Origin of the sequence: Nostoc sp. NMS2, from assembly GCF_017115105.1 — a bacterium.
GTDB lineage: Bacteria > Cyanobacteriota > Cyanobacteriia > Cyanobacteriales > Nostocaceae > Nostoc.
Map to the genome: position 1 here is coordinate 136,330 of NZ_JABXKH010000042.1, position 17,145 is coordinate 153,474.

Annotated in this window: 15 protein-coding genes and 1 tRNA gene; 12 read left to right on the plus strand and 4 right to left on the minus strand. The window is 43.2% G+C overall.

Annotated features, from left to right (window positions below):
* Positions 1-656: 656 nt before the first annotated feature.
* From HWQ36_RS06145 to HWQ36_RS06155, 3 genes are all read left to right on the plus strand, one after another.
* Positions 657-2,384, plus strand: coding sequence for a S8 family peptidase (locus tag HWQ36_RS06145; RefSeq protein ID WP_292699149.1), 1,728 nt, complete (start codon positions 657-659; stop codon positions 2,382-2,384).
* A 74-nt stretch (positions 2,385-2,458) separates the two neighbouring features.
* Positions 2,459-2,593 carry a pentapeptide repeat-containing protein gene (locus tag HWQ36_RS06150; protein ID WP_292699152.1) on the plus strand — a complete coding sequence of 45 codons (135 nt, stop codon included), beginning with the start codon at positions 2,459-2,461 and terminating at the stop codon, positions 2,591-2,593.
* 269 nt (positions 2,594-2,862) lie between these two features.
* Positions 2,863-3,162 (plus strand): hypothetical protein, encoded by a 300-nt coding sequence (locus HWQ36_RS06155; RefSeq protein ID WP_292699155.1) that lies wholly within the window; start codon positions 2,863-2,865, stop codon positions 3,160-3,162.
* Between the two features lie 43 nt (positions 3,163-3,205).
* Here the strand turns inward: HWQ36_RS06155 and HWQ36_RS06160 are convergent, their stop codons facing one another.
* On the minus strand, positions 3,206-3,337 hold the full coding sequence (locus tag HWQ36_RS06160) for a hypothetical protein (protein WP_292699158.1): 132 nt from the start codon (positions 3,335-3,337) through the stop codon (positions 3,206-3,208).
* A gap of 117 nt (positions 3,338-3,454) precedes the next feature.
* Here HWQ36_RS06160 and gshA point away from each other — a divergent pair, with 117 nt between their 5' ends.
* The 5 genes from gshA (at position 3,455) to HWQ36_RS06185 (ending at position 9,290) form a co-directional block, all read left to right on the plus strand.
* A complete protein-coding gene (gene gshA, locus HWQ36_RS06165; protein WP_292699160.1) occupies positions 3,455-4,594 on the plus strand; it encodes a glutamate--cysteine ligase in 1,140 nt (379 codons plus the stop codon).
* A 474-nt stretch (positions 4,595-5,068) separates the two neighbouring features.
* A complete protein-coding gene (locus HWQ36_RS06170; RefSeq protein ID WP_292699163.1) occupies positions 5,069-5,530 on the plus strand; it encodes a tRNA (cytidine(34)-2'-O)-methyltransferase in 462 nt (153 codons plus the stop codon).
* Between the two features lie 791 nt (positions 5,531-6,321).
* Entirely contained in the window at positions 6,322-8,637 is a 2,316-nt protein-coding gene (locus HWQ36_RS06175; RefSeq protein WP_292699166.1) for a peptidoglycan DD-metalloendopeptidase family protein, read from the plus strand.
* A gap of 168 nt (positions 8,638-8,805) precedes the next feature.
* A tRNA-Met gene (locus HWQ36_RS06180) sits at positions 8,806-8,879 on the plus strand.
* Positions 8,880-8,960: 81 nt separating this feature from the next.
* Positions 8,961-9,290 (plus strand): DUF3596 domain-containing protein, encoded by a 330-nt coding sequence (locus tag HWQ36_RS06185; protein WP_292699168.1) that lies wholly within the window; start codon positions 8,961-8,963, stop codon positions 9,288-9,290.
* Positions 9,291-9,311: 21 nt separating this feature from the next.
* Here the strand turns inward: HWQ36_RS06185 and HWQ36_RS06190 are convergent, their stop codons facing one another.
* Both HWQ36_RS06190 and HWQ36_RS06195 read right to left on the minus strand, forming a co-directional pair.
* Positions 9,312-9,848 carry a transposase gene (locus HWQ36_RS06190; protein ID WP_292699171.1) on the minus strand — a complete coding sequence of 179 codons (537 nt, stop codon included), beginning with the start codon at positions 9,846-9,848 and terminating at the stop codon, positions 9,312-9,314.
* A gap of 563 nt (positions 9,849-10,411) precedes the next feature.
* A complete protein-coding gene (locus tag HWQ36_RS06195; protein WP_292699174.1) occupies positions 10,412-11,749 on the minus strand; it encodes a DEAD/DEAH box helicase in 1,338 nt (445 codons plus the stop codon).
* Between the two features lie 258 nt (positions 11,750-12,007).
* On the opposite strand from HWQ36_RS06195, the gene infC reads away from it, so the two are divergent.
* Positions 12,008-12,475 (plus strand): translation initiation factor IF-3, encoded by a 468-nt coding sequence (gene infC, locus HWQ36_RS06200; protein WP_292699369.1) that lies wholly within the window; start codon positions 12,008-12,010, stop codon positions 12,473-12,475.
* Between the two features lie 180 nt (positions 12,476-12,655).
* Here infC and HWQ36_RS06205 read toward each other — a convergent pair whose 3' ends face one another.
* Positions 12,656-13,270, minus strand: a complete 615-nt coding sequence (locus HWQ36_RS06205; protein ID WP_292699177.1) for a TetR/AcrR family transcriptional regulator — start codon at positions 13,268-13,270, stop codon at positions 12,656-12,658.
* A 367-nt stretch (positions 13,271-13,637) separates the two neighbouring features.
* On the opposite strand from HWQ36_RS06205, the gene HWQ36_RS06210 reads away from it, so the two are divergent.
* The 3 genes from HWQ36_RS06210 to HWQ36_RS06220 all read left to right on the plus strand — a co-directional run bounded on the left by HWQ36_RS06210 (position 13,638) and on the right by HWQ36_RS06220 (position 17,059).
* Positions 13,638-14,945 (plus strand): HlyD family efflux transporter periplasmic adaptor subunit, encoded by a 1,308-nt coding sequence (locus tag HWQ36_RS06210; RefSeq protein WP_292699180.1) that lies wholly within the window; start codon positions 13,638-13,640, stop codon positions 14,943-14,945.
* 165 nt (positions 14,946-15,110) lie between these two features.
* Complete coding sequence (devC, locus tag HWQ36_RS06215; RefSeq protein WP_292699372.1) at positions 15,111-16,286, plus strand: ABC transporter permease DevC; 1,176 nt, start codon at positions 15,111-15,113, stop codon at positions 16,284-16,286.
* 68 nt (positions 16,287-16,354) lie between these two features.
* Entirely contained in the window at positions 16,355-17,059 is a 705-nt protein-coding gene (locus HWQ36_RS06220) for a DevA family ABC transporter ATP-binding protein (RefSeq protein ID WP_292699183.1), read from the plus strand.
* Positions 17,060-17,145 lie beyond the last annotated feature (86 nt).

Sequence of the window (17,145 nt, forward strand, 5' to 3'; positions counted from 1 at the left end):
ATAGAGAATCTCTAATTTGCCAGTAGTCATTAGGAATTTATACCAATTTAACTATTTTGGCTACAGGACTCATCTTTGATTTTTGCGAAGCTAAGTACAACTTAAAGAGTCTTATTGCCTATTGCGCTGCGCGAACACAAATCAAAGCTGATTATTACACAACTTGTTAGTATTTAGTGTTTTTTAAATTTATCTTTTTTATTCATTACTTAATCATTCTTAATTTTCTTGTTTTACCAATTCTGGGGGTTTAAGTCTCCCGCCACAAAACTTAATTACGAATTACGAATTACGAATTATTTTAACTTTGTCCGTAATGATTTAAGCAGATAGTGGATTAGTTTAATAGCTCCATAAAAATTACCTGTTACCTCAGTCTTGGGTAATTCTGAGATGCGTCTGCTCAAAGATGTCTCATGAGTACAGAAAATCACTATAGGAGACATAATTCAAGAATATGAGTTATGAATTAGCCATTGTCTTAGGAATTACTTCCCGCCTCCTAAGCTTATTTGATGTTATCTATAAAAAGATAGATAACTATAGTCGCATCAAATAATCAAGGCGAAAAAACTACATAGTTTGCATTAGTGCCATAGCGACTTATGCTAATAAACTACTTTGCTTTCACCCAATAAATTGAATTTGAGGTAAAAATGAGACACGAAAAACTTTCTCCCGGACTACTGTTGGCATTTCAAGACTATCAAAATGAGGGAGATAAAGCTTTAGTTACACACAAGCGATCGCTTGGCATCATTGCCCACAAAAGCCCAGTCAAGCCAACAAAGAGCGTCGTTTTTATCTATTGCGATCCTGATGCAGACTTGAGTTACTTATCACAATATAACATTGAAGTCAATCAAAACTCTGGGAGTGTGCGGACGGCTTTTTTACCGATAGAGAGTTTAGATGTCTTGTCTGAAGAAGATGTTATCCAACGCATCAAGCCATCACGCAAACTTCATTTGAGGATGGACACTGCAATGGGAACAGTCAAGCTGCCGGAGTTCCAGAATAAAACCGGACTGACTGGTAAAGGAGTAATCATCGGCATTATAGACAGTGGCATCGATCCAAAACACCCCGCCTTTGCTGGACGAATTTTACACATTTGGGATCAAACACTGCCAGGGCCAGGAGTAACGGAGGGCGGCTATGGGGCTGAATTTACGGGAGCGCAACTGACAATTTCTCAGGATACTGGCGGTCATGGTACTCATGTTGCCGGAATTGCCGCCGGTGCCGATGCTAGCTATGGCGGTGTCGCACCAGAAGCGGAATTAGTTGTCGTCAGGTCAGATTTACAAGATGCCCATATTGCTGATGGTGTGCGTTACATTTTCCGAATTGCTAGAGAGTTAGGACGCGCAGCTGTAGTAAATCTCAGCTTGGGTGGACACGCTGATGCCCATGATGGTAGTGATTCCTTATCCAAAGTTATTGACGCGGAAACCGGCCCTGGAAGAATAGTTTGCTGTGCTGCGGGTAATGAAGGGAACGCTAACATTCATGGTCAAGCGATAATACCCAGTGGACGCACTCGTGGTATGCGCTTTAATGTTCCTTTGAATCAAATAGGCATAGTTTGGTTAAACGCCTGGTATTCCAAAGACAGCGAATTAGAAGTGTCTGTGCGGAGTCCTAACGGTTTTGTCACCCCCTTCCAAAAAATAATTACTGACGGTAATGCCGCACAAGATTACCAGTTACCAGATGCAAGAGTACAATTAGCGACACCAGCGCCAGATAAAGCCAATGGCGATCATAATTTCTTTGTGCAAATCCGGGGTATTGACCCCTCGCCAGTAATGGGAGGTATTTGGCAGCTGCGAGTCCGCAACAGTTCTGCAACTGACACACGTTTGGATGTGTGGACATTAGATGACACTTCGTCAGTATTTTTTACAGGTAAAAGTGTAAAAGATGCGCTAAAAATTGGTTCACCAGGAGCCGCCAGCAGTGCAATTACAGTTGCCGCCTATACTACTAAAACCAAGTACACAGATATTGATAACCAAGTGCGAGAAATGGGCTTAGAATTGCAAACTATTTCGGAATTCAGTAGTGAAGGCCCACTACGGAATGATGGACATAAGCCAGATGTAGCAGCACCAGGAGCAATGATTGTTTCTACCCTTTCTGCCGATGCCAGTTTTGACCGCTCATCGATGATTAATTCCAAGTTTGTGGTACAGGCTGGTACGAGTATGGCGACACCATTTGTTAGTGGATTAGTAGCATTACTATTGCAGCGAGATCCCAACCTCGATCCGGCTGCTGTGAAAGACTTACTACGTAAAAATAGTGCAATTCCCGGAAAACCCGCAGGCACATTTGATGAGAAATGGGGTTATGGAGTGATTAACGCTTTAAATCTGTAATTAGCCTCAGAGATGCGATATATTTAACACAATAGATATATCGCGTCTCTTGAACAAGATTAGAATTCTCTCGATTGCAAGAAATAATACTAGGAAATCCAAAAATTAGAAAATTGCTAGTAAATAAAAGAGGAAGTGATGAAGATTATACGGCTGCCAAATTAAACGGTGCTAATTTAAAAAATGCTGACTTTACAGAGGCAATTTAAATCGGAACAACTGCTTTAGATGCTGATTTTTCAGGAGCAACTTTGAGCGGTGCTTGTATCCGAGAATGGAGTATTAATATAAAAGTATACTGGTCATTTAGGCTTTAAATAAACCTCGAAGCCAGAGATAACAGCAATTAATCTGTAATTGGACATAGTAAATCGCCCCTTAAATCTATACAAAGATAGGCAATGAAAACTCGTAAGTTTGATAAATTAATTGTACGATAGGCTAAAAATCGCCTGCCTTTTTTACCCACTTACTGCTCATGAATTTTCAAAAGCTAGATGCTGCTCTTGCTACAGCGCTCAATGATGTTCAAAACCCAGAGGAACCGAGTTTAGATGTTTTCATTCATACTGAACCAATTTTAGACTCTGCTGCAACTGCTGTTTTAGAAAATTTAGGTGTCAGTGATGTTACCAGTGGAAAAGATATATTTACGGCAGCACTGTCACTAAATGCAATTTCCCACCTGTCAGAGGAACCTTGGGTGAAATATTTGAAGCGATCGCAGCAATTGCGTTTGGTTAATAGGAGAATCAATACAGGCAAGTTGGGTGTTTAATGGCCATTGTCTAACCCTACACTAGGCGGATATTTTTTTGCATTTACTGTGAATTAGGTTGTTGTTTATCTGGAAACTTACACTTCACCTCAATTTCCAGATTACTTGCAGCAGAGCCTTGAGTAATTTCACTAGTAATAATTTTTTGAAGAACAGCCAAGAAATCTGTCATCATTACTTGGCATAAATTATCAATTAAATGATTCTTAACCTTTGATTGACTGAAAGATAGATCCTAAGGATACGTCTAATTCGATACAATTTATAGGCAGAGAGAGCCGAGGAGAACAAGGTGGTCTTATTAAAAGGCTTTGAGATCGAGATGTATACTGGCACGCCTCAAGGTGAAATCGTCGGTCTCTCCGACAAAATTGTTGCAGCCTTGGATGGATTTATGCGGGAGCCAGATAGCCGCAATGTAGAATACATAACCCAACCATCACATAATTACGAAAATTTATTGTGTGCCTTGCTGCGTCCCCGGCGGGAGTTGCGAAACTATCTCAATCGCTTGGGCGATTACACCTTGATACCGGGAAGTACTTTATCTTTGGGTGGCAGCGATCGCTTTCGGCGTTCCGATCCGGCAAATCCTTATCATGACTACATTGAGAACACCTACGGGACAAAAGTAGTTACCGCCAGCGTACACATCAATATAGGCATCAGCGATCCAGAAGTATTAATGCGGGCGTGTCGGGTGATCCGCATGGAAGCACCCTTATTTCTCGCCCTCAGCGCCTCATCTCCCTTCCTAGATGGCAAAACTACTGGCTATCACTCCACTCGCTGGGGCCTATTTCCGCAAACGCCTAACCACGTACCGTTATTTGCCAGCCACGCCGATCATATCCAGTGGGTGGAAGATCAACTCGTTGCCGGAACCATGCAAAATGTTCGGCATTTGTGGACATCAGTACGACCAAATGGCGATCGCCGCCCTTACGATCTAAATCGCCTAGAACTACGAATTTGCGATTTAGTCACAGATCCCATTGTCTTGCTAGCCATTACTGCCTTATTAGAAGCACGTTTATTGCAAGTAATCGAAAATCCCAACATCGATCCTTTAACTCAAAGTACCTTCTCTGGCGAAGAACTCGTCACCCTGACTGCTGACAACGAAGCGGCGGCGGCTGCTGGTAGCATCGATGCTCATTTGAGACATTGGCAAGATGGTAGAAGTATCCTAGCCAGAGATTGGATTACCCAAATGTACCAAGATGTTTGGGCGATCGCTAAACAACGAGGCTTTAGCTGTTTCCTTTCCCCACTGCACAAAATTCTCCGCGAAGGCAATGAGGCTCAACAGTGGTTGCAGCTCCACGCAGTCGGTTTTGATAGCCAGCGCGTCATCACCCAGGCTATTCTCGCCACCCAAGAACGCGAAATCGAACTCGAAGACAAATTGTGTTCGTCCCTATCGGCTTAATTGAAGAGGCAGGAGAGCAGGGGGCAGGGAGCAGGGAGCAGGGGAGGATGAGGGGGATGAGGGAGACAAGGAGGACAAGGGGGACAAGGGGGAATTATTGAATAGTCTCTTCCTTGTCTCCCTTGTCTCCTATGCCCCTCTGCCTCTTTTCCATGCCCCATTCCCCATTCCCAATTCCCCATTCCCAATTCCCAATTCCCCATTCCCAATTCCCAATGGTAGATTTCCTTGGAGATACTACCAGCCCTAAAATACACAAGTAATTAATTTTTCTACATAAAACTTAATGTTTACTAATTTTAGCCAAATATCCTCTCAGGGATTGCTCTGGGAAGGTTTGTGCTATTGTTTTAAAAATCTAATCGATGGAGGATGCTTGATTATTATTAACAAAACCTATGAATAGCCTCTACCCTTTGGTAGATTTAACATTGACAATAAATTGTTTTATACAATACTTAGATTATACGGACAATGCCGCAGGTCGTTTTAGTTAACCCACAAATTCCTCCTAATACAGGTAATATTGCTCGTACTTGTGCAGCGACAGGTACGGAGTTGCATTTGGTAGGGCCCTTGGGGTTTGAAATTAGCGATCGCTACCTCAAAAGAGCCGGCTTAGATTACTGGCCTTATGTCAAACTGCACTATCACGAATCTCTAGAAGCCTTTAAAACCGTACATCAAGAGCGTGGAGGCAGATGGTTAGGTTATACCGTTGGTGGAAATTTTAATTACGTCAGCTTTCAATTTCAAGCCGATGATTGGCTACTATTTGGTAGTGAAACTACGGGCTTACCAACAACAATTTTGTCAGATTGCGATGCTACTCTGTATATTCCCATGAGCCAACCAGGGGTTCGCAGCTTGAATCTGTCGGTAAGTGTGGCAATTGGCTTATTTGAAACCCGTCGTCAGTTGGGCTATCTACAATAATTGTTTACATTCACCAGCTAAGTATATTTACTTGTAAAATCTAAAAACATCTATCTAAACAGGAGAATTGTAGCAGCAAATTTTTTTTGGTTACGGTAAAATTTGTAAAAGAATATACCGAAATTTAGATTTATTCGCCAATTGTAGTGGAAGATACTTACAAACAGAGGAAGGTTATTATAAGAAATTTATATATAAAACTTGAGATAATGCCAAATTTGAATGATAGATTTTGATGAATTTGAAGCATCCTAAATTGGGAACAAAAGCGCTAAAATGCAGTCATGTCATGTATTTGAGCTATTTTTGCTCGATGAACTCCCAAAAGCAGCCCAAAAGTAGACGATAGTTAATACGGTTGTTTTTTAGGGAATAATCAACGTAAAGTCTCGTGTTGAGAAGACTGATGGGGTAGAAATATCTTGAAGATATCTACAGCAGGGCACATCACTTTTCCAGAAGTCGCAGCAATTTCATTTTCGGCAGCGACTATGGACTAGGCAAATAATTTGTCTAGTCCCCGTGATTGACGCAAGACAAGCGCGGATAATGGTAAAGAGTTAAAACGTCCTAAGTGGTGTTAGGAGTGGTTCGGACAAGTAAACACAGCAAACTTTAAGTTTTGCTAATTACGTGTAAACTTGTCTAAATCAGAGAAGCAGGTTAATCTTGCGTAAGCATCTCTGGTGAATGTGATCTTGATCTATCATTTATTGTGATCTAAGTCATTGACTTGTATCCAACTAAAAAATCGAGGTCAGTTAAGCGCTAGTGATCATAGGAGGTCGTCTTTGAAACGAGCATTAAAAAAGAGAGTAAAAGCTGTGTTGAACAATAACCCCAACAGCGATGATGCCCCGGTAGAACTGCTAAATGTGATGAATCCAAAAGTTAACCGCCGGGTGCGGACAAAAGCCGCCATGATTGGCTTGGCAATCTCTATGGGAGCAACCAGCCTTTTGGTGACTCGACAAAGCGATCAAGCCCAAGCAGCAGTGCCAGTAGGCAGCCAAAAGGCAACATCAACGATTCCTGCTGTTCCTGACACTGAAATGAAATTTGCCTCCACAAAGCTGGAGTCCCAAGCAGCCTCATCAGCGAGCGTGCCGGAAAATCCTGCGATCGTGGAACCAACGGCAGTCTCACAAGTGCCTGGGCTTGAAGCTAAATGGCAAGTCGCGGCGAATGGAATGTCTTTACAAATTCCGGCATCAGAAACATTTTCCCAAGCAAAAGCTAGTTATAAAAATTCCACCAACCTGAAGCCGCAAGTGGCACAGGGATTGAACAACACATTAGCCGAGACTAGTTTCCCAACAGTCAATAATTTGTCTGACTATAGTGCTGATGGTGTTGGCAGTACAAATGTTTTATTGAATGCCCAGCCACAAACAGTGGCAACATCTGGTGCAGTCAACGGTGAAATAAATGCACAACTTAAGGCACAACAAGAGTTTGCACTAAATCGCTTACAAGAAAAATCTAATCGGTTAAGAAAAAGTCTGGCACAGTTACAGTCAGGGGAGACTGAAAACTTATCACAAGCTGATATTGGTTTGGCACGGCCAACGACTGGAGTTGAGAAAACTGCATTAGCCCAGCCGAATACTTCTGACGATGCAAGCAAAGCAAACTTGATATCGAAGTTAAAACAGAAGAATCAGACGAGTGCAATTGCACCAGTACCAGCTACACCAACAGTTATTGCGTCCTCGGCTCGAACCGCCTACGAAGTTAAGCCTGGAGACACACTAGCAGCGATCGCCAGCAAATACAATACTTCAGTATCAGAACTAGTTAAGGCAAATAACCTCAACAATCCCAATGAACTGCAAATTAGTCAAAAACTAATTATTCCTGCTGGTCAAGTTGAGGTAACAATAGCGAACCAACCTACTGTAGCGAGTAAACCTACTTTTGTGGAATCCAGCAAAACTCCAAAAGTATCTACCTCTCCTATGAACATTGGTAGTGCCAACTCCTATCTACCAACTACTTCACAGTCACCATCTATTGCCGACAACAGCAGCGTTACCGTCCCTACACCAGTAATTGCGAACAATCAGAGTCAGGCAAATAGTTCCACTGACTTAGAAGTCCGCCCTACCACTTCTACTAAGTCTTATGGTGTTGGTGGTGAAGATGCAGTACCAACAGCTTTTGCTGAAATACAACAGCCCAAAACACCAGCAAATAGGGTAGCACGAGGAAATAATAATGACCGGTTGCACAGCTTGCAAGCGGAAATTCAGAGATTACAGCAGAAATACCGCGCTCAACAGTCTGGTAATTTAGTTGTGCCAGCAGCTAGCGATACTAATAATGCTGCAATGCTCACTCCTATTTCTACTCCCAATAATTTCATAGTACCTAACTCTGCTGCTAGACCAAATAGTGTAGCGATACCAATTCCAGTTCCTACACCTATTAGAGCTACCTATACCGCTCAACCAATCAAGTCCCAATTCCGTACCAGTGTACGTCCTACCGAACTAGTAAACCCAGAATTCTTGCCCAATCTTGGTTCTGCTAGTCAGTGGACTCCTGGTCGCACTCAAGCTGCTACAAGAATTGCAACCCCTCCTGGAAGAGTAAATGCCTCTGACTCCTTAGGAAAGATGCGGGGAACAACAGTTACTCCACAGATATTACCGCCTTTGGCAGCAGTGGATCAATATCTGCCCAGACCCATTGACGAACTGACACCTCCTCCATCTTCCTCAACCATAGCTTACACATGGCCGGCAAAAGGTACCCTTACCTCTGGCTTTGGTATGCGTTGGGGAAGACCCCACAAGGGAATTGACGTTGCTAACTCCACTGGCACGCCAGTTGTCGCCTCAGCTGAGGGGACGATAGAAAAAGCAGGCTGGAACAATGGTGGCTACGGCAACCTTGTCGAAATTCGCCATCCTGATGGCAGTACGACTCGCTATGCTCATAACAGCAAGATTCTAGTCCAACCTGGTCAGCAGGTACATCAAGGAGAAACAATTGCTTTAATGGGTAGCACTGGTCACAGTACAGGCCCACACACCCACTTTGAAATCCATCCATTAGGTAAGGGTGCTGTCAACCCAATCGCCATGTTACCGGATCGCATATAATCGCTTGGCTATCTGTAACTAAATCATTGCCTTGTTTTGTTGAGGGAGGTAAACTCCCTCATTTGCTTTCTATAAACTCAACAGAGATGAAAGCTGCAAAAAAATTGCAAAAGGGGCTAGCCTCAAGCAAATTTGTATGCTATAGTAGTAAATGATTTGAAAAGATATGGCTCAGTAGCTCAGTTGGTTAGAGCACGGGACTCATAAGCCTGGGGTCGTTGGTTCAACTCCGACCTGAGCCACTTTAAAATAACGATAATATAAGGGTTTCAGCTTCTGTACGTTGGTGGTCATGGAAGCTGAATCTTTGTTTTAACTCTCCAATGACTATCCAAAATAGTCAAAGGATTACCATTAAAGTTGGTATTGAAGTATCTAAAGGTTATCTTAGATTAAGATTTCCTAGAGCTTTATTTAATGGCAATCAGAAATACTTATCATTAAATCTAACTGACACTCTTGAGAATAAAGTTGCTGCTGAGATTCAGGCACGACGAATAGAGTTAGATATCCTAGCTGGTTATTTTGACCCTACCCTTGCCAAATACAAAGCTGACTACACCGCTACCCCTAAGAAACAAAAGGTATACAGCCTCCTTGAGTTATGGGAAAAGTATACTCAGTGTGACGTACCTACACCTCTCTTCGAGTAGGTGTAGGCTTCTCAAAGACTCCTAAGAAGAGGACATTGATTGAGCTTTAAGACCGTGCGTCCCACGGTTCTTTATGTTGATAGCCGCGTTCCAATCCCTGCACAAACTTGCATGACAAACAGGACAATTGTGCATTCTTTGAGACAACGGTTTTTTTACTTTGTGACCACAACTAGAACATTCTTGACTAGTACCATTTGGGTTTACAGCTATTACCTTTAAACCAGCATTTTCGGCTTTGTTTGAAAGAATAGAAATAAATTGTCCCCATCCAGCATCATTTACACTTTTAGCCAATCGTGACTTAGCTAGTCCTTTAATATTCAGTTTTTCTACTGCAATAACATCATATTTTTTCAGTAGATTGTTAGCGGTTTTGAAATGAAAATCTTTTCGAGTATCCGCTACTTTTTTGTGTTGAATAGATAGCCTTTTTATTGCTTTCTTTCGTCGATTAGAACCTTTTTTTCTCCGAGAAACTTTGCGTTGTGCTGACTTTAATTTACGTTCAGCTTGCTTTTTAGTCGGCTTTAATCGGTATTGGTAGGATGTTCTCATTTTGTTCCCCTTGTTTTTCGACCTGCATTTATACTAACATTAATGGGTAGCGTTTAACCACCCACAATGAAAGAAAAAAGACTAAGTTTGAGACTCAGTGCGAAACGAATGTATGCTTTGCAAGTTTATGCAGCCTCAAAAGAGAAGAGCATTACGGCTGTTATTGAAGACTGGATAGATTCTTTCAACTCAGAAAAAGTTCGTTCGTCATCGACCAACGATTCTAATTGAACTGCGTTCAATATCGCTTGTTGGTCAATTCCTTACTCACGCGCATTCATGAGCGAAAATGCGGTGTAGCTCTGCTTCCCGCATTATTCGCGTCCCACACTGACTGAGTACAGTACAGATGTGGGACTTCTGCTGTTTTAGTTAAAAGTGGTCAGGTACAGGAATCAACTCTTGCCCGTGACTACTCATTAGTAGAGAAGCGGATCAGAGCATTACCTACTACTGATGCTAATCAAGCAGTGATGATAAGGAATCATTTACTGAGTACTTATTCTGCTGAAACAGCCAAGCGCACTCTTAAACAAATGAATGCCTTCCCCAGTAACCAGTCCCTAGTCAGAACGAGAACGGCGCGATGCCGACGAACGAGCTCCAGGTTTATCGCCATTAGTCGCAGGTGGCGCTGCTTTCCGTTTAGCCGATGTCCGTGGTAACGGTTTAGGAGTCCGAGGCGAACGCTTTTCACCTCCTGATTTGGGTCTGTGTTGCCGTCCATTGGGAATTGCTTCGGGTTTTATATCGGGGTTAGGGCCAAAGCCAGCCACCACTTCCCTTGGTAAACGCTGCTCAATCAGTTTTTCGATATCTGTCAATAAACTGTATTCATCGACGCACACCAGCGATACGGCTTCACCTGAAGCGCCAGCACGACCAGTTCGCCCAATGCGATGAACATAATCTTCTGGTACATTGGGTAGATCGAAGTTGACTACATGGGGTAGTTCGCTAATGTCAAGACCCCTAGCAGCAATGTCTGTCGCCACTAATACCTGTAAGCTACCATTCTTGAACTTTGCCAAAGCATTGGTACGCACCGGCTGGCTTTTATTCCCGTGGATTGCCAGTGCTTGAATTCGGTCTTCACCCAACTGCTTAACTAAACGGTCTGCGCCATACTTGGTACGAGTAAACACTAGCACTTGATACCAATTATCTCGCCGAATTAAGTGAGCAAGTAATTGGCGTTTCTTGTCACGGTCTACTTGGTAAATTTTTTGGGCGATTGTCTCGGCAGTAACGTTGCGGCGTGCCACCTCAATCATCTTCGGGTTATTGAGCAGTCCGGCGGCTAGTGCTTTAATTTTGTCCGAAAAAGTAGCGAAGAATAGCAAATTTTGGCGATTTTTGGGCAAAAGCGCAAGGATGCGGCGGATATCATGGATAAAGCCCATGTCCAGCATCCGATCTGCTTCATCTAGTACTAAAACCTCAATATGTGACAGGTTCAGCGTGCCTTGCTGCACGTGGTCTAGCAGTCGCCCTGGAGTAGCCACTAAGATATCGACTCGGTTCTTCAAACGCTGTTTTTGCAGATTAATACCGACTCCGCCAAACATCACCATCGAGTTTAACTGCAAGTATTTGCCGTATTCGCGCACGCTTTCTTCCACTTGTGCGGCGAGTTCACGAGTCGGGGTGAGAATCAGTGCCCGAATCGGGCGGTATCCATTCGATGTAACTTTGACGTTCTTATCGGACGATAACCGATGTAGAAGTGGTAGGGTAAAACTAGCAGTCTTTCCAGTGCCCGTTTGGGCCCCAGCTAGCAAATCGCTACCCGATAAAACGGCAGGAATCGACTGGATCTGAATTGGCGTAGGTTCGGTGTACCCTCGCTCTGTAACCGCACGGATAATTTCATTGGACAAGCCGAGAGTAGAAAAATTCATAAAACTCCATAAATAACATCGGCCTGTCGCCAATGGCGGCGTCAGTCTTAGGCGGACGGATAAAAAAGTCTTGAAGGGCTGAATGGGCAGTAACGCAAAGACTGAAGAGCGAGTGCCGCAGTCCCACATTCTAACAGATTGTAGTCTATTGTGTGGTTAAAGTTGCTCTGATTCAGTGTTGTGTTAAATTAGCATTACTTGGAATGTAAAGTGTTGAACAATTAGGAGAAATTCGTTATCGCAATCCAAAAGCAACTGATTAATTCACAAATCAAGTCACCTCATGTCTTCTTGATTGACCATGAGAACAACAATCGTGGTCTGATCGACACCAATGAGGCGCTACAGTTAGCCGAGAGCTTGGAGCTTGACTTGGTTGTAGTCTCTCAAGGCAAAGAGGCCCCAATCGCCAAAATCCTGAATTATGGCAAGCTTCAGTATCAAAAGAAAAAACGTCAAAGCCAGAGTGCTAGACCGACGGTAAAAGAAGTTCGGTTTGGATTAAACGTGGGTGTGGCTGATTACAATTTACGTATTGAAAAAGCAGTTGGTTGGTTGAGTAAAGGCGATTCGGTGAAGTTTGCCATTCGTTTACGAGGCCGAGAACATCAATATCGTGACCAAGCGGGAGAACTGCTAGACAGAATTGCAAAAGACCTCAGTCAAGTAGGTAAAATCCAGTCACTGGATAAACGCTCATTAATTGTTCAAGTCATTCCTGCCTAGTTAATTTTGCGATCGCTGGAGGATGTTTTGGTGCCAGCTTTTGAAACTCCCACGGCCATGAAAACATTGCTATTGCTTGTTTTCAGTTCAAGCCGTGGGATTTTAACTCAAAGCTCAAAAACCAAAAAAGCCAGAGGATAGGCAACAGCACTCCATCAGCTAAGAATGGGACATAGCCAATCAATCGGCGCATTTAGTGATTAGGTGTGTCAACGCATCAATCAGGCGATCGCTTTCCATTGGTATAATGTCCTGTCCATGCATTACATTTTGAGTAATATGAAAATGCACTAATGCTCCTAAGAGAATTCTCGCTGTTGCCTCTGGGTCAGGTATCTTTAATTCAGGAGCCGCCAAGTAGTGAGTGAGAGTTTCCGCTACTGGCTTAATCATCACCCGAACACAAATTTGAGCTAACTCAGGAAAACGCCCAGATTCACCGATTACTACCCGCATAAATGCACTATGTTCTTGGTCGTTAATCATCTGCTCTAATGCTTTGGTTGCTATTTGGCGCAGTATGGCGGCTGGTTCTCCCTCAATCGGTTCTGTGCCAAAAATGGAGCTGTTCTTTTTGCTTGTCAGTTCCTCTAACAGTACTTTAAAAAGTCCTTCTTTATCTTGAAAGTGGCTGTAGACTGTCGCTTTAGAAACACCTGCTGCTACCGCTACCCGATCCATGCTTGTACCAGCATAGCCATGTTGCAGGAATTCTTGCATTGCCCCTTGCAGAATTTGCTCCACTTTATCAACAGAATTGTCTCGATCCGCTTCGCCAGTTTTGATGCGTACCATTTATTAATCATCCTTTCTTATAAACAATATTAATAGATGCTGCAAAATGCCCTAGTACCGCTTCGCGTAATTCGTAATTCGTAATTCGTAATTCGTAATTACCGTTGCGTAAGGATTTTAGACATTTCAAATGGTCTGTTTATTTCCGCCGTACTGTACTAGTACAAAATGGCGAAAATAAATATACCCTTTTTTGGAGGGTGCAGGGGGAAGGGGGAAGGGGAATGCTATTCCTCTGCACAATGCCTTTGCAAATTGATTGACAAGTTTAGTTGTATCATCTTGACTAAACTAGTCCGTTTAGTTTAGCATAAATTGAACTGGACAGTTTAGTACAGGTTGCTACTGGTGGTAAGGGGAAAATAGTATGGAGCAAAACAGGAATTCAGAGGGTTTAAGGTCTTCTCAGAATTTTTTGCGATCGCCACTTCTACTTACAATACTTGCATCTCTAGCAATAGGTGGAAGCATTGTTTATGCTGTGATGAAGTTTCAGGCTACAGCTAATGAGAAACAAAAAACACCAGTAGCAGTTCAGCCTGTGGTAAAAACAGTCACAGCATTAGGGCGGTTGGAACCAAAGGGAGAGGTAATAAAACTATCAGCGCCTTCTTCTACAGAAGGAAATCGAGTAGAGCAACTATTGGTGAAAGAAGGAGATAGCATTAAAGCTGGACAGGTAATTGCAATTATGGATAGTCGCGATCGGCTCCAAGCGACTTTGGGTGAAGCACAAAAACAAGTTAAAGTTGCCAAATCCCGCCTTAACCAGGTAAAAGCTGGAGCTAAACAGGGAGAACTTGGAGCTCGTCAAGCTGGCGTAAATCGTCTGCAAGTAGAACTAGAAGGAAATATAAAAACTCAGCAAGCCACAATTAATCGTATACAAGCAGAACTCCTTGGGCAACAACGCAGCTTGCAAGCAACAGTGGCTCGCGTCGCAGCCGAGAAACGTAATGCCCAAGCTGAGGTGCAGCGCTACGAGACTTTATATAAAGCAGGAGCAATTTCTAGTCAGGAAGTTGATAGCAGACGTTTAAGTGCAGAAACTTCCACTCAAGCGTTAATTGAAAGCCAAGCCACTCAGACAAGAACTGTGGCTACCCTACAACAGCAACTTAACGAAGCAAAAGCTAACCAGGAGCAAACACTCGCCAGCTTGCAACAGCAGATTAACGAAGCAAAAGCCAACCTGAATCAAACTGCTGAAGTCCGTCCAACAGATATAGCAAATGCACAAGCAGAGATAGAAAGCGCTCAAGCCACCGTAGAGAAAATTAAAGCAGAACTGGCGCAAGCTTATGTTGTGGCTCCTAAAGCCGGTCGAATTTTGGAGATTAATACACGAGCCGGAGAAACTGTTGGCGATGAAGGAATTGTGGCTTTAGGTCAAACCGACCAGATGTATGCAGTAGTAGAAGTCTACCAAAGTGATATTAAGAGAGTGCGTCCGGGACAGGAGGTGCGGGTAAGCAGTGATTCCTTACGCAATGAATTAGAGGGAAGAGTGGATTGGATTGGTATGCAGGTAAAGCGGCAAAATCTGATCAACGCTGATCCCTCTAGCAATATTGATGCCAGAGTAGTGGAAGTCCATGTGCAACTGAATAAACTATCTAGTCAAAATGCTTCTAGCTTAACTAATTTGCAAGTCAAGGCGGTAATTGAACTTTAAAGGGAATTGGGAATTGGGCATGGAGAAGAAGCAGGGGAGCAGGGGAGCGGGGGGCAAGGGAGAGAATACAAAATTACATCTTTCTCCTCTGCACCCTTCCCCCTGCCCCTCTTCATCTCCCTCATCTCCCTCATCTCCCTCATCTCCACCATCTCCCCACTCCCTATTATGAAATTAATCGAACAAATGCGGCGGCGAACACCTTTAGGATGGCTGCAACTGAGTCATGAAAAAGGTCGTCTTTTGGTGGCATTGTCAGGCATTGCCTTTGCCGATGTTCTGATGTTTATGCAGCTAGGGTTTCAGACTGCTTTGTTTGAAAGTAACACAATCCTGCATCGCAGTATGCAGGCTGATATGTTTGTCATCAGCCCCCAAGCACGTAACCTAGCAAATATGTCTAGCTTTACGCGGCGGCGGCTGTATCAAGCAATGGATGTACCAGGTGTAAAGTCGGCAGAAGGAATGTATGTCAACATTGTTGATTGGAAAAATCCTCAAACACATCAGAAGACGACAATATTAGTTATGGGGTTCAATCCCGATCGCCAAGTGTTTTACTTAGCGGATGTCAATCGCCAGCTAGATGCTGTGAAGCTACCAGATACCGTTTTGTTCGATCGCGCTTCTAGAGGAGATTATAACGAAGCGATCGCTAAAATTGACCAAGGTAAAACTGTCACAACCGAAATAGAACGGCGAACAATTACCATTAGCGGCTTATTTTCAGTCGGGGCTTCCTTCATAGCAGATGGTACTTTGATCACCAGCGACCAGAACTTTCTGCGACTATTTCCTAGACGAGAAGCCAGCAGTGTCAGTCTTGGTTTGGTGCAACTGCAACCAGGCTATGACCCAAAACAGATGAAAGCAGCTTTAGAATCTCATTTAGATGATGATGTCAAAGTTTTAACCCAAGCAGAATTTATCGAATTTGAAATAAATTACTGGAAAACAAATACTGCGATCGGATTTATCTTCAGCCTGGGTGTAGCAATGGGGTTTATGGTGGGCGTGATTATCGTCTATCAAGTTCTTTCTACAGATGTGAATTCTCATATCAAAGAATACGCTACTTTCAAAGCAATGGGGTATAACAATCTCTACTTATTAGGTGTGGTGCTTGAAGAGGCGATAATTTTGGCAATCTTGGGCTTTATCCCAGGAGCGATCGCACCTTTAGGACTTTATCATTTAACTCGTAATGCTACTAATTTACCACTTTACATGACCGTAGCACGGGCTTTGACAGTATTAACGCTAACTATGATTATGTGTATAATTTCTGGTGCGATCGCAACTCGTAAATTACAGTCCGCCGATCCCGCAGATATGTTTTAGAAATTGTCATTGGTCATTTGTCATTGGTCATTTGCAAATGACAACCATCATTAGTAATCAAGCTATTTATGATTAGTCAACCCGTAATCTCTGTTAAAAATCTTGACCACTACTTCGGTCATGGTCAACTTCGTAAGCAAGTTCTCTTTGATGTCAACCTGGATATTAGCGCTGGTGAAATTATTATTATGACTGGGCCTTCTGGTTCTGGAAAAACTACACTTCTCACCTTAGTCGGCGGCTTGCGTTCTGCCCAATCTGGCAGTTTGCAGATATTAGAACAAGAACTGTGTGGCGCGAACAAAGCCCAACTTACCCAAGCGCGACGTAGTAACGGTTATATTTTCCAAGCGCACAACTTGCATGGTAGCCTAACAGCACTCCAGAACGTCAGAATGGGTTTGGAGGTGCATAATAATATTTCGCCAGCAGAAATGAAAACTCGGTCAGCCCAAATGTTAGAGGAGGTAGGATTAGGAGAGCGCCTCAATTATTATCCTGATGACTTATCTGGTGGGCAAAAACAAAGAGTTGCGATCGCTCGTGCGTTGGTCGGTCGTCCTAAAATTGTCTTAGCAGATGAACCCACCGCCGCCCTTGATAGTAAATCAGGACGAGATGTGGTCAACCTCATGCAAAAACTAGCTAAAGAACAAGACTGTACCATTCTCTTGGTGACTCATGACAACCGCATTCTAGATATTGCCGATCGCATAGTCTACATGGAAGATGGCAAATTAGTAAATGACGGTGCTGTTGTTGCAGCTAGTTAGTTACGCTGGTTGTTTTTGATGAAGCGTAACTATCCTGCGACTACGCAGATAAAGCGGTAATGTTGTAGTACTATAGGAAATAGAAT